The 13,749-nt window shown below is 58.4% G+C and carries 11 protein-coding genes; 7 read left to right on the top strand and 4 right to left on the bottom strand.

The annotated features are described in order from the left end of the window. Positions 1-348 precede the first annotated feature (348 nt). Both CLV84_RS17215 and CLV84_RS17220 read left to right on the top strand, forming a co-directional pair. Positions 349-987, top strand: coding sequence for a 3-keto-disaccharide hydrolase (locus tag CLV84_RS17215; protein ID WP_104420989.1), 639 nt, complete (start codon positions 349-351; stop codon positions 985-987). A gap of 62 nt (positions 988-1,049) precedes the next feature. After that, complete coding sequence (locus tag CLV84_RS17220) at positions 1,050-1,787, top strand: AraC family transcriptional regulator (protein WP_104420990.1); 738 nt, start codon at positions 1,050-1,052, stop codon at positions 1,785-1,787. 13 nt (positions 1,788-1,800) lie between these two features. Here the strand turns inward: CLV84_RS17220 and CLV84_RS17225 are convergent, their stop codons facing one another. The 3 genes from CLV84_RS17225 to CLV84_RS17235 form a co-directional block, all read right to left on the bottom strand. Then, on the bottom strand, positions 1,801-2,886 hold the full coding sequence (locus CLV84_RS17225; protein ID WP_104420991.1) for an alkene reductase: 1,086 nt from the start codon (positions 2,884-2,886) through the stop codon (positions 1,801-1,803). Between the two features lie 50 nt (positions 2,887-2,936). Beyond that, a complete protein-coding gene (locus CLV84_RS17230; RefSeq protein ID WP_170067755.1) occupies positions 2,937-3,830 on the bottom strand; it encodes an NmrA family NAD(P)-binding protein in 894 nt (297 codons plus the stop codon). 113 nt (positions 3,831-3,943) lie between these two features. Beyond that, complete coding sequence (locus CLV84_RS17235) at positions 3,944-4,888, bottom strand: NADP-dependent oxidoreductase (RefSeq protein ID WP_104420993.1); 945 nt, start codon at positions 4,886-4,888, stop codon at positions 3,944-3,946. Between the two features lie 312 nt (positions 4,889-5,200). Here CLV84_RS17235 and CLV84_RS17240 point away from each other — a divergent pair, with 312 nt between their 5' ends. Together CLV84_RS17240 and CLV84_RS17245 are read left to right on the top strand one after the other, a co-directional pair. Further along, positions 5,201-6,256 (top strand): fatty acid desaturase family protein, encoded by a 1,056-nt coding sequence (locus CLV84_RS17240; protein WP_104420994.1) that lies wholly within the window; start codon positions 5,201-5,203, stop codon positions 6,254-6,256. Positions 6,257-6,325: 69 nt separating this feature from the next. After that, positions 6,326-7,315: a S41 family peptidase gene (locus tag CLV84_RS17245; RefSeq protein ID WP_104420995.1), complete on the top strand. Its 990-nt coding sequence runs from the start codon at positions 6,326-6,328 to the stop codon at positions 7,313-7,315. Positions 7,316-8,035: 720 nt separating this feature from the next. On the opposite strand, the gene CLV84_RS17250 is transcribed toward CLV84_RS17245, so the two are convergent. After that, positions 8,036-9,562, bottom strand: a complete 1,527-nt coding sequence (locus CLV84_RS17250; protein WP_146088846.1) for a hypothetical protein — start codon at positions 9,560-9,562, stop codon at positions 8,036-8,038. A 296-nt stretch (positions 9,563-9,858) separates the two neighbouring features. Between CLV84_RS17250 and CLV84_RS17255 the strand changes: the two genes are divergently transcribed. Genes CLV84_RS17255 through CLV84_RS17265 form a run of 3 tightly spaced genes read left to right on the top strand, consistent with a single transcriptional unit; the run spans position 9,859 to position 13,599 of the window. Next, a complete protein-coding gene (locus CLV84_RS17255) occupies positions 9,859-10,335 on the top strand; it encodes a (2Fe-2S)-binding protein (RefSeq protein WP_104420997.1) in 477 nt (158 codons plus the stop codon). Further along, on the top strand, positions 10,328-11,347 hold the full coding sequence (locus CLV84_RS17260) for an FAD binding domain-containing protein (RefSeq protein ID WP_104420998.1): 1,020 nt from the start codon (positions 10,328-10,330) through the stop codon (positions 11,345-11,347). The genes CLV84_RS17255 and CLV84_RS17260 overlap by 8 nt, the downstream gene beginning before the upstream one ends. Further along, positions 11,347-13,599 (top strand): xanthine dehydrogenase family protein molybdopterin-binding subunit, encoded by a 2,253-nt coding sequence (locus CLV84_RS17265; RefSeq protein ID WP_104420999.1) that lies wholly within the window; start codon positions 11,347-11,349, stop codon positions 13,597-13,599. The genes CLV84_RS17260 and CLV84_RS17265 overlap by 1 nt, the downstream gene beginning before the upstream one ends. The last annotated feature ends 150 nt before the right edge of the window (positions 13,600-13,749 follow it).

A 13,749-nucleotide genomic window follows, 5' to 3' on the forward strand; every position in this document is an offset into this window, starting at 1 on the left:
GACGCCGAAGCCCGGCATTTCGTGGCGCTTGAAGATCAGCAACTGATCGGATCTGCCCGTAGCATGGGTACTGGGATAATTTACGGTCATGCCCCCTACTACACCATCCCCTCTTACAAAAAGTTAGGCTTCGAAGTGCCCGGCGAAGCGTTTATGGAAGTAGGCATTCCGCATCGCCGGATGTAAACGATAGTATAGCGTGTGTACCCCATCCTATTGGTCCTGATCGTTTTCGGCGGGCGGTCCAAAGCCATCAAAATACTTGGACTAAATCGTTATAGTCGAAGATTTTGTCCTACTTTCAGCCCGTAAAATTCTGCTCTACGCGACCACACAAATTCGGCACGCATGAAAAAGCTTATCGTCTTCTGCCTGTTTACCCTGTGCTTGGCAAGCTGCAACACGACCAAAACCACCGACGCCACGGACGACGGTTGGATCTCCCTCTTCGACGGCGAATCCCTCGACGGCTGGCAAGCCAGCGAAAATCCCGGCACCTTTACGGTAGACGACGGGGCCATCGTCGTCCACGGTCCCCGCGCCCACCTTTTCTACGAAGGGCCGGTCATGGACCACGACTTCGACGACTTCGAGTTCAAGGCCGAGGTCATGACGACCCCCGGCTCCAATTCCGGCATCTTCATCCATACCGCCTACCAGGAGGAAGGTTGGCCGTCGCAGGGCTACGAGATCCAGGTGAATAACTCCCACACCGACTGGCGGCGCACCGGCAGCGTTTACGCCGTCGACGACGTCCGCGAGGTCTACGTGCCCGACAACGAATGGTACACCCAGCACGTCATCGTAAAGGGCAACACCGTGACGGTTAAGGTCAATGACGAAACCATTGTGGAGTACGCAGAGCCCGATGACATCGACCCCGCTACCACCAAGCGGCTCTCCAGCGGCACGGTGGCCCTGCAGGGACATGACCCCGAAAGCAAGGTGTTTTTCAGAGATATCAAGGTGAAACCGCTGGCCCGCTAATTAAAGAAAGAACCAGGAACCTGTTCCTCCCCGGAGGGAGAAACAGGTACCGTTACGAAGCTATGCGAAAGCGGGTAAGTAATCCCTTCATGCTGGCGCTTAAGGCGTACAATCTCTCGGTAGAGATTCATCACCACGCCGCGTATCAGCTCGTCTTTTCCGACGATACCCCCTTTCAGTCGACGCTTGACGGGGCCCGGCACGAGCGTATCCACGGCTTTCTGATCAGACCCCAAATTCCGCACCATTGCCAGGCTGAGAAAGGCAGTCTAAGTATTTTCAACATCGAACCGTACTCCGCGATTGGCAGGAATCTGTCCAATCGCTTTCCCGCGGAAGCGCAGTACCTGGTTTTTCCCCAACCTGCGGAGCTATGGAATTTCTTCAACCTGAATACCACCGCGCCCGGTGTCCAGGCGGTCGTGGACGCCTTGGTGGCAATGGGCACGCCGGAAGCATCGGATAGCCGCATTGCGGAGATTGCCGAATACATTCACGATAATTACCAGGAGACGGGCATCACTCCCCGGATGTTGGCCGACCGGGTCTTCCTCTCCCCTTCCCGCCTGGGGGCGCTGTTCAAACAACAAATGGGCAGCAGCCTTTCCAAATATTTACTCTGGACCCGGCTGCGGCAGGCCATCTACCGTGCCCTTTCGGACCGGGAGGCCAGCCTGACCACTATCGCGCACGACGCCGGTTTCTACGATCTGCCGCAGATGAATAAGTACATGTACGAGATGTTCGGCATGCCACCCAAGGCCGTCAAGTACAGCAGCGACTTGATTCAAATCTATTAGCAGCCTAGGGGACTTAGCCTTCGGCAAGCATGGGGTAGTCTATATATCCTTGCTCGCCTCCGCCAAACATGGTGGCGCGGTCCGCTTCGTTCAGCGAAGAGTTACGGGCAAAGCGCTCCGGAAGGTCCGGATTAGCGAGAAACAGGGTTCCGAAAGAAATAAGCGCGGCCCGGCCTTTCTGTAGTTCCGCTTCCCCGCTCTCCCGATCGTAGCCGCCATTGGCGATTAGTAGCTGACGAATCATGCTGCCGAATAGTTCCACCTCGTCAATTTTCGGGTAGCGTGCCGGTGGCGGGAAGTAAGGGTTTTGGCGCATTAGCTCCACGAAACTGAAGTCGAGGGTATTTAGCTGCTCGATGAGGTAGGTGTAGGTCGCCACCGGGTCGTCGTAGCCGATATCTCCGTAGGGGTGCAGGGTGCCGATCTTGATACCAACGCGGTCGCCGCCTGCCGCCGCGATGAGCTCCTCCATGACCTCCAGCACGAAACGGGCCTTATTGGGGATGCTTCCGCCGTAGAGGTCGGTGCGCCGGTTGGCGGTTTCGGCCAGGAACTGATTGGGTAGGTACCCGTTCGCGGCGTGTAGTTCCACCCCGTCGAAACCGGCGGCGATGGCGTTCTTCGCCGCCTGCCCGTAATCCTTGACGATCTGACGGATTTCTTCCACGCTCAACTCCCGGGGCGTTTCGTACGCTTTCATACCCTGGGAGGTAAAGTGCTGCATGCCCGAAATGGCGACCGCTGAGGGGGCCACCGGCTGGGCTCCGCCCCGGTCGACGGAGTGCCCGGCCCGGCCGGTATGCCAGAGCTGCGCGTACATGACACCCCCGCGATCGTGCACGGCACGCGTCACCTTTTTCCAGCCCTCGATTTGTTCCTCGGTATAGATCCCCGGGGTCAGCGGGCTACCGGTAGCTTGGGCACTGATGTTAATGGCCTCCGTCAGGATCAGGCCGGCACCCGCGCGCTGGGTGTAGTAGCGGACGGTCAGGTCACCCACTACGCCGTTGCGGTCGGCCCGACTGCGGGTCATGGATGACATGACCATTCGGTTCTTCAGGTGGATTCCGGACAGTTGGGTTGGCTCGAGTAATTTCATGGTAGAAAAATTTTTAGGTTGTGATGGAAAAGGCGGCGGCATTGCCCCCGCTACCTCCGGTACAGGGGCGTATACACCTCGGAAATGAATTCCTCGGCGGTAGTCGGCGTAATGGTTGCGGTAGTGCGGGGCTGGTAGTTCATGAAGCCGGTTTCGACGGCCGTGCCCATTTCGATGAGATTGTCGACGAAGTCTTCCGAAAATCCATTGCCCAGAAATATTTCCTTCGCCTGGGGTACCGGAATTTGGACATAGGGCAGGTCTGGCTGACCGATGGCCGAGCCAATTAGCGTAGTGAACTCCCGGTAGGTGTAGTCGCGGGGCCCCATTACGGCCTCCACTTGCTTGCCCGTCCAGTCCGGCGCTGCCAGGTGCCCGGCGATCACCCGCGCCACGTCACGGGTCGCGACCATTGGAATGGCGCGGTCGCCTGTCGCCACCGTCCCGTTGATGCCCCGGTTCTTGACCAGACCGATCGTCCGCAGAAAATTTTCCATAAAGTAGGCGGAGCGGACATGCAGGACGTTCACCCCCTCCAGCTGATTCAGCCGCACCTCCTGTTCGCCCGTACCGGCCATGATGCCATTGCCCTCATGCTGGTGGGAGCCCACGCTGCTCATATTCACGATGTACTTGATGTCGGATCGCTGGATCGCCTCGATCAGCGCGCCGGTAACCTGGCGCTGGTAGGCCCGGAAGTCTTCGGCCTTCACGTTGTCGGGCAGGATCAGAAAGGCACTGTCGGCGTTCGAAAAGAGCTCCGTCAGCAGGACGGTATCCGTTACGTCGCCGGCAACTATTCGTGCGTTGGGTCCGCGTAGAGCTTCCAGTGACTCCGTATGCCGGGCTACGAGGCTGAGCTTGTGACCTTCGTGCAGGAGGAGTTCGGCGACCTTACGGCCTACCGTTCCCGTGGCGCCTAGGATTACGATATTGTTTTTCATAATATTGAAGTTGTAAAGGGTTTGTTGATGGGGCAAAATTGGGGGGCTGGGAGCGTGCATACTTGTACCAGATCACTGTACGATCACCGCTTACGCTATCCCGGTCGGCGCGGTTACGGCAACTCGATGGCCACCTTACCGGCTACCCCGCCCCGCTCGGCGTACCGGTAGGCTGCTACGGCATGGGAAAAGGGAAATACCCTGCTGACGGTTACGTCAAGGCCGGCGTCCACCGCGTCCAGCAGCACCCGCATGTTTTCCCGCGACGTACTGCCCAGCACGACCACGTGCTTTTTGCCCCGGAAAGGATTCAGCAGCAGGGAAGTAGGAATTTCAATAGGCTGCGGGGTGGCATTCAGGAAGCGGGCCCGGCTCTTCATGATCCGTTTGGCCCGGGCGTACGGCAGCTTGCCGGACAGGTCCACCACAACGTCATAGCGGGCTGTGCCCTGCAGCACGTCCTCCTTGGCGTAATCGATCACGGTATCGGCACCCCACCGGGTGGCGTACGGTAGCGTATCCGGACCGGCGACCGCCGTCACTTGGGCGTCCGTCCGTTGGAGCAGTTGCAGCAACAGCATGCCGAAGCCGCCGGTGGCACCGTTGACCAGGACCGACGATTGGGCGGTCAGGTTACCCATTTTATGCAGGGCCGTCACGGCAGCGGTACCCACGATCGGCAGTGAGGCCGCCTGCGCAAAACTGAGGTGGGTGGGTTTCTTCCACAGTAAATTGGCGGGGACGGCCACGTATTCGGACAGCGCACCGTCCTTCATGGCGTTCTTAACGACGCCGAAGACCGCGTCTCCTTCCTTCAGCCCGGTCACGGCACCACTCGTGCGCTCCACTATGCCCGCAAAATCTACCCCGAGGTGGCGGGGGAACTTGGACCCGGACATCAGCTTCATTTCTCCTTTACGGATCTTCCAGTCCATAGGGTTTATAGAAACGGCCTTTACCCTGACGAGTACTTCCCCCGCCCGGAGGGTAGGTGTAGGCACTTCTACGGTGCGGAGGACGTCGACGTTACCGAAGGATTGGTATGCAATAGCTTTCATGGTATGAATGATTTGATACCACAAAATTGCAGCCGCATGAACGCGGAGACTTGTACCAGATCACTCTTCTATCCGTACCGGGAGCGTGACTACCGAGTTTCAAGGTCCAGCGCTTACCAGCAACTCGGGGATACGGTCGGTCTTTTACGAAGGAAATCGCCCTTTCCAGCAACCATCTCTTCGGGAATCTAACAATTAGGGTTGCCGTACCGTTATACTTAGTAGGGCAACTCCCGAAGGAGATCCATTTCCTTCCGCCAATCTTGGTACCGGCTTTGGCCATTTTCCGCCCCCTATTTACCCGTCTACTTTATGGCCAAATCCAATCAACTCGGCGTTGATGACCTCCAACAGTCGCTCAAACACTGGAAATCCATCATCGCCGAATACCAGCAAGCCAATACCTGGCGGGCGATCGGTCAGCTATTTACCAGCTTCGGTCCCTTCCTGGCGCTTTGGGTCCTCATGTACTTTACGGTGCAATACTCGGTGTGGCTGACCCTCGCCCTCGGCTTGGTCAATGCCTTCTTCCTGGTGCGGATCTTCATCATTCAGCACGATTGCGGACACTATTCCTTCCTCGCCAAACGCAAGGTGAACGACGCGGTAGGTTTCGTCTGCTCCTTCTTCAGTTCCATACCCTACACTTACTGGGCACGGGTGCACAGCTTTCACCACGGCCATACCGGGCAGCTGGAGCACCGGGACATCGGAGACATCAATTTCGTGACGGCCGAGGAGTTTCGGAATTTCGGAAGATGGGGTAAGCTAAAATACCGGGTATTCCGCAGTCCCCTCGTCTTGTTCCTGGTCGTCCCGGTCATCTACTTTAGCGTGATTCTCCGGATATCCAAGATCAACTTCCCGGGCTGGTCCCCGGTGATCCGGAAGCAGAACATCAATAACCTCCTGATCCTACTTACGTACGCGGGCATCGGCTATCTGGTGGGCTGGCGGGCTTTCCTGATCGTGCAGGGCAGCATCGTCTTTTTCTTCAGCATCATCGCCTTCTGGTTCTTTTACGTCCAGCACCAGCACGACCACACCTATATGCAGTGGTCGAAGAACTGGGATTACCTCACCGCCGCCATCAAAGGGGCTACGTTTTACAAGCTTCCCCGCTTCATGCATTTCCTGACCGGCAACATCGGTTACCACCACCTGCACCACCTCAGCAGCCGTATCCCCAACTACAATCTGCGCCGCTGCGCCCGGGAAAACCCCGTCCTGCAGGTCCACGTCACCCAGCTCACTTTCCTGAAGAGCCTGCCCCTGATGTTCAATAAACTCTGGGACGAGGAAAAGCAACGCATGATTTCCTTCCGCGAGTTCTACCGCCACGAAGCCATGTCTTCCGCGGCCAGTTAACCCTACCACCGGTCCGGAGCTTCGAGGACAAAACCTACCGACTAGCCGTATCTTCCGCAAAATGCCGGAATGAGAAGCTGTTTAAGTGTACTGTGTATCCTCCTTTCCGTCCTTGGAAACGGCCAGGACGTAGCGCGGGATACCGTGTCCGCCTACCTGGACGAATTCTTCCACATCGTCAGCACAAGCGTGCTGGACCGCGAGCAATACGACTGGGCAGCGCTGCGCGCGCGGGCCGATAGGCTGACCGCGGGAGCCACCACCACGGCGGAAACCTACCCCGGCCTGCGAGAGGTACTGCGGGAGGTCAATCCGCATTCCTTCATTGCCGATCCGGACTATTCGGAGAAATGGAAATCGGGGGGCGGTACCGGATCATCCGAACCTCCACCGCAGATTCCCCAGGCCACCGGTCGCGTGATCAGTCCCACCGTCAGCTACGTAAACTTACCGATGGTGAACAGCGGCCATCCCCCTACCCTGCAACACTTTGCCGATTCGCTGCAGCGCTTGATCGCCCGTCTGGACGGTCCCGAAACCAAAGCCTGGATAGTTGATTTGCAGGGGAATACGGGAGGCAACTGCTGGCCGATGCTGGCGGGTATAGGACCAGTCCTGGGCCGGGGTACCGCCGGCTACTTCATGAACCGCGATGGCAGCCGGGCCACGTCCTGGGGCTATCGGAACGGCGCGTCGGGAAGCGGTAGACAGCGAATTACCGAAGTGAGCGGTGACGCCTACCGATTACGAAACCCGGACCCACCCGTAGCCGTGCTGACCGATGGACGTACCGCGAGTTCGGGGGAGGTCCTGGCCGTATCCTTCCGGGGCCGTCCGCGTACCCGCACCTTCGGAACCCCGACGGCAGGCTATTCAACGACGAATTCGACCATCTTTCTGTCCGACGGGGCCATGCTCCAGTTGACGGTATCGGTATACGGCGACCGCAATAAGCAAGCGTACGGCGAAAAACTGATCCCCGATGTCGTAAGTCAGGATCCCCTTACGGATGCCGTACAGTGGCTGGAAGCTTTCCTAAAAGGAGTAGCGAAACCGTAGGGCGACGGGGCGCAGGAGAAAAGAACTACCCGTTTGTCCTGCCCCGTAAGCCGCCAAATTTATCCAGCTACCCCCTTGCCTCCAAAATAGCCGGATAGCCATCGCTTTCCAGTAAGGTTTTGACGGCTGCTCGTTCGTCCGTGGCTTGCTCATAATCGGTTGGACTGATCTTGTAGCCCCTTCAGTAAGCTAGTCCGGCTGGACCGTCCGTCGGTATCTACCGCCAGCCATCGTATTCCGAAGTGCACATCTTAAAGGAAAATTGCTTGCACAGATCTTCCTGTCGGGGATTGACCCGGAAAGAAAGGCCGGCAGATTTTGCCTTTCGTGCCACGTCACCCAAAAGCTTCCCCATCAAGCACCTAACTCTCCGGGTTTACAAGCCGTACAGGACCGCAGCGCGGTCCAACCCACACTGCCGGAGGACAACGCCGACTGCAGCGCAGTCGAACCCAATGCCCGATCGAAGGGAATCGATCCGAGTAGGCTTGCTATTGATTGGTGCTTTTGAAGGCCTCGATTTGTTGAGTGTCCCTGGCAACTTCTGGTTGGAGGTCTCAATGTTTAGTTTAATAGTCAGGAGAGATATGTAAATATTAAACTAAAAGAAAAAGATGGATGAGTAACCGTCTACTGGAGAATTGCAATACCAAAAGTCCGCATCATCGCGCTAGCTTAGACTAGCCTATTCGCCATCCGGATACTAACTTGGAAAGCAGCTTAGGGAGCCTGTTGGCGTTCGAGCGACCCCGCCAACTTGTAGAATGGGGAGTCTACCTCACGAAAAATGTTGCCGTCGGCGTCGACGATGGCTTGCGTAGCGCCGCCACCGCAGAAGTTAGCCAGGTTGCGGGAGGAGAAGGCATCCAGCATTCCGTCATTTCCTTCAATCGGCACGAAGTAGTGTTCAGCATTATCCCAGCCCCCGTGCATTACCCGGGCGGCCCAGAGTTCCTTATGCTTGAGACTATCGATACAGACGTTAATCACGCTGATTTCCCCCGCATTGCGCTGTTCAAAGTCCTGCATCAACGGAATGTCATCGACAATGGAAGAGCCGGCGTACGTCGCCGACCAGAAATTGATGAGCAGCGGCTCTCCGGTGTAGCGGCCCAGCAAGCCCTGAAATTCGGTTTTATCCAGAGTGCGTGAATCTGCCTCAAAACCGTTTTCCCGGCGGGTTCCATCCGATAGCAAACGGGTAAACACCGCCACCTCTGCATCGAAAGCAGTTCGCTCTTCAGCATTTAACCGGTCGTAATAGCTACGGTTATCCGACCCCATGCTGAGATACCACCGGGCTGAGCCTCCAACGTACTCGGAATGAATGTGGTCCGAAAAGTGATCTCTCAGATATCCGGTTTCCCATTCCGTATAGCCATCCCACGGCCGCTCCTGCCAGTTGCCGTAAGTGATCAATCTCCCGCTATTGGTAGCGCGATGGTGCAAATACTGCACCCACAGCATCGCCTGCAGTCCGTTGGCCAGGGAAAAGTCGTGCAGGTGTTCCGGTTCCGGATACCGGTCGGTAAAGAAGGGGTTGAACGCCTGGCCCGCAAAGTCGATCTTTTGGTTGGCCAGTTCCGGATTCCGGGATGCCTCCGCCATCCAGGCGGTTGTCACGTTTAATCGCCAAGCCCCTAAAACCTGCTTTAGGTAGGCGTATTCGGGTAGGGAAATAGGGCTATCGGCAATCAATTCCCTAATGTCCCGCGCGTTGGGTTGCCGGGCAATCAGCTCGCTATCGGCGTGACCCGCGTAGACTGCATCCAGCAGGCGCAAGCGACTTTCAACCATGCTGTCGGCACGCTCGGCGAAGATGTCTGCGTCTGCGGACTCAAACAAGCGACGAGTATCGTACTCCATTTGCTCGAGCCGCTGAAAATTGATTTTACCCGCGCCGCGGCCGGTGGCCACAATGACTTTCTGTTGCCCTAGTGAATCCAGTTTGATTTTCAAGTCGTCCCCCGGAAACAGCACCAGGTCGAGAAAGCCGGTTTCAGTCCGCAGGGCGTAATGTTGTCCCTTGGTCACCCGATCTATTGTGAACCCAAACGTGCCGTCCTCCCCGATTCGCATTCCCTGGGTACGATACCCGCTGGGATCGAGATTGCCCCGGAGCCACGGACCTGCAAATAGCGTGATAAACTCCCCCGCAGCGCCGACCAGGTCTCCGCTTACCGTGGCCGAAGGGATGGCCGCGGGAACGACTTCCGCGACTTTTTCACTTTGACACGAGAGCAGCATTACCGCCATGATTAAACTACCAAGGTGCTTCATAGTGAAATAAGTTGCTTTGGGAGCCTTGATCAGGAAGATAGGGAAATAAACCAATCTTGCCCGCCGCTTACCTCCGCTCCTGCGCACCGCCGCCGGATTTGTTTCCTGCGCGTGTTTGTTTTCCAGCTAACACGATGCACCCTAGGCCCCGGGAAAACAGAAAGTAATTTGGTACGCAAGCTAGTTGACCGAATAAGCAAACAACGGTGGTGGATAGCCGTTGCACCGCTACGCCACCATCGGCCAGCACGGAACAACACACCATGTCCTCTCCCCACCAAATACAGCTCACGGTCAACGGCAAGACCCAGCAGCTGAGCGTTCGCCCCTGGGTCTCGCTCCTCGATGCCCTTCGCCACCACCTACACCTGCACGGTACGAAGAAGGGTTGCGACCACGGCCAGTGCGGCGCGTGTACCGTCATCTGCGACGGGGAGCGGGTACTGAGCTGCCTGAACCTGGCGGTCATGAAGGACGGCAGCGAGATCACGACCATTGAAGGACTCGGGCAACCCGGGAATCTGCACCCGCTGCAGGAGGCTTTCCTGGAGCACGACGCCTATCAATGCGGTTACTGTACGCCCGGACAAATCTGCAGCGGCGTGGCGCTGATCGAGGAAGGCCACGCCACCACCCGGGAGGAAGTCAAGGAACTGATGAGCGGCAACCTCTGCCGCTGCGGGGCCAACACCAATATCATCGACGCCATCATGGCGGTAAAGGACGGCGCACATGAATAACTTCCATTACGAACGCGTCACCGACGTCGATACCGCGGTAGCCGCAGCCACCGGAGCCGGCAACAGCTACCTCGGCGGGGGCACCAACCTCATTGACCTCTGGAAGTACGACCTGGCCCACCCCGAAAAGCTGGTCGATCTGAACGGGATCGATGAACTCAAGGAGGTCACCGAACTTCCCGACGGCGGCCTGCGGCTCGGCGCGCTGGTCACCAACAACAAAACGGCCTACCACCCCACCGTGCAGGAACGCTACCCCCTGCTGAGCCGGACCATCCTGGCAGGGGCCACCCCGCAAATCCGCAACGCCGCCACCAACGGCGGCAACCTGCTGCAACGGACGCGCTGCTACTACTTCTACGATGCCGCCAGTCCCTGCAACAAGCGTGTACCCGGCTCGGGCTGTCCGGCCCGGGAAGGGCACAACCGGCTCCACGCCATTCTGGGGCACAGCGAGGCGTGCATCGCCACCATGCCCTCGGATATGTGCGTAGCGTTGGCCGCCCTGGAAGCGACCGTGCGCGTCCGAGGACCGCAGGGGGAACGGCACATCCCCTTCGCTGACTTTCACCGGCTCCCCGGAGAGAAACCCGAACTTGACAATACTCTGGGGGAAGACGAGCTGATCCTGTCCATTGATCTGCCCGCCCGCGGCTTCGCCGACCACCATACCTACCTCAAACTGCGTGACCGCCACTCCTACGCCTTTGCGGTCGTCAGCGTGGCACTGGGGTACGAACTCGACGGGGAGGGTAAGATCACCACCGCCCGCATTGCCTTGGGCGGGGTAGCCCACAAACCCTGGCGCGTACCGGCGGCCGAGGAGCTCCTGGTCGGTCAGGCCCCGTCCGAAGACCAGTTTGCCCGGGCCGCCGATGCCCTCCTGGAGGGGGCCAGCGGCTTCAAACACAACACTTTCAAGATCGACCTCGCCCACCGGGCCATCATCCGGGCCGGCGCCATGGCGCACGATCCTTCCTGTCAACGCCCCGGCGCAAAACCTTCGCTGTAATGAGCCAGTCTACCCTCCCCCAACCCAAGCCGGAAATCGGTCGTCCGCGTCGCCGCATCGTCGGCGAACAGAAAGTGACCGGTACGGCCACCTACGCCGCCGAATACGCGCCGGAAAATCTGCTGCACGGCTACGTCGTCAATGCCAAGATCACCAAGGGGCGCATCACCGGCATCGAAGAGCGGGCCGCCCGCGAGGTGGAAGGCGTGGTCGAGATCATGCACCACCTCCGCCGGCCGAAAATGGGCTACTTCGATATGCAGTACTCGGACATCGACGCGCCCCCGGGTTCGCCCTTTCGGGTCTTCTACGACGCCAACGTACAGTTTAACGAGCAGCCCATCGCGCTGGTCCTGGCTGACACCTTCGAGGCGGCCCGGTACGCGGCCTCCCTCATCGAAGTAAGTTACGAGGAAGACCCCTTCGACGTCGATCTGCACAAAAACCTCGATAAGGCCAGAAAACCCAAGGAGGGCATAGATTCCATCCTGAAGCCGATGCCGCCGGACGATTACGGTGACTTCGACCGAGCGTTCGGCGAGGCCGCGGCGACTTACGAAGGAGAAGTTTACCATCGGTCGCAGCACCACAATCCCCTGGAAATGCACGCCACCACCACGGTGTACGAGGGAAAGGGCAAGGTAACGGTGTACGACAAGACGCAGGGAACGACCAACTCCCAGATGTACGTCAGCAGCGCACTAGGGCTAAAGATGAGCGACGTGCGGGTGATTGCCCCCTTCGTGGGCGGCGGATTCGGATCGGGCTTGCGTCCGCAGTACCAGGTCTTGCTAAGTGTCATGGCGGCCCTGTACCTGAAACGCAACGTCCGGGTGCAACTGGACCGCGAGCAGATGTACACCTTCGGTCACCGGCCGGAGACCCTGCAGCGGGTGCGCTTCGGTGCTTCCGCGGACGGGAAACTAACGGCCGTCAGCCATGAGGCTTACGCCGAGACCTCCCGCTTCGAGGATTATCACGAGACAGTCGTCAATCACGCCGGGGTTCTCTACCCCGTCGAGAACGTCCACCTGGATTACCAACTCGTTCCGCTGGATCGGTTCACCCCGCTGGACATGCGTGCACCGGGCGGACTCACCGGCGTGCTGGCCGTGGAGACGGCAATGGACCAACTGGCGGACCGGCTCCAGATGGATCCGTTGGAGTTTCGCCTAAAAAACTACGCCGAGCGGGACCAGAGTACCGGCAAGCCCTTTTCCAGCAAGGAACTTCGGGCCTGCTACTCGCAGGCGGCGGAGCGCTTCGGTTGGGATCAGCGCAAACCGACCGGACAGCATCCCCGACGGGGCAACCGGCTGGTGGGGCACGGCATGGCCTCCGGTATCTGGGATGCCATTATGCTGCCCGCCAAGGCAACCGCCCGGCTGACGACCGAGGGTAAACTGCTGATCCAGTGCGCCCTGAATGATTGCGGACAGGGCGCCTACACCGTCATGTCGCAAATCGCCGCCGACGAACTGGGTTTGCCGTTTGAGGACGTCACCTTCGAATACGCCGATAGTAAGCTCGATGCCTCTCCCGTACAGGGCGGATCGTTTACGACCGGCGTCGTCGGTTCGGCAGTGAAGGCCGCTTGCTTCGCCCTCAAGGACAAGATCTTTCACCTGGCGCAGATCCTGGATGGGTTTCCGCTGGGCGATGCACTATTGCCGGACGTGACCTTTACTGGGGGTGAGATCGTTCTCCACGCCGATCCGTCCGTACGTATCCCCTTCACCGAAATCATTGCTTTCAACAAGGGGAAGGCACTCGAGGTGTCGAAAACGAATATACCGAACCCGATAAAGCTCAAAAGGTATACCCGCAATAGCCACGCGGCCTCCTTCGTGGAGGTGGAAGTGGATGCCCAACTGGGCGTGGTGTACCTGACCCGCGCCGTCACGGCCGTGGCCGCTGGGCGGATCATGAATACCCAGACGGCGCGCAGTCAGATATTGGGCGGCATGGTTTGGGGCATCAGCATGGCGCTCCGGGAGGAGACACTACTGGACCACAACATGGGTAAGTTCATGAATACCAACCTGGCCGAATACCACGTGCCGGTACACGCCGACATCGGGGAGCTGGACGTAATCTTCGTAGAGGAGAAGGACGATATCGTCAACGAACTGGGGGTAAAGGGGCTCGGCGAGATCGGCACCATTTCGATGGCCCCCGCGATCGCGAACGCCATCTTCAATGCTACCGGTAAGGTAGTGACGCAGTTCCCGTTTAAGCTCGGGGACCTATGAAAACGGTATAATTTCGGTCCGCTTTAATGCCCTTGTGTACGGCTACCCATCGGCAAGTCAGCCTTACCTACCTTACCGATCGCTAAACACTGAACCATGTCAGATAACGATAAGAAGCCACCTGCTTCCCGCCCCGCCCCGACCCCGAAT

This window comes from Neolewinella xylanilytica (genome assembly GCF_002934605.1).
GTDB lineage: Bacteria > Bacteroidota > Bacteroidia > Chitinophagales > Saprospiraceae > Neolewinella > Neolewinella xylanilytica.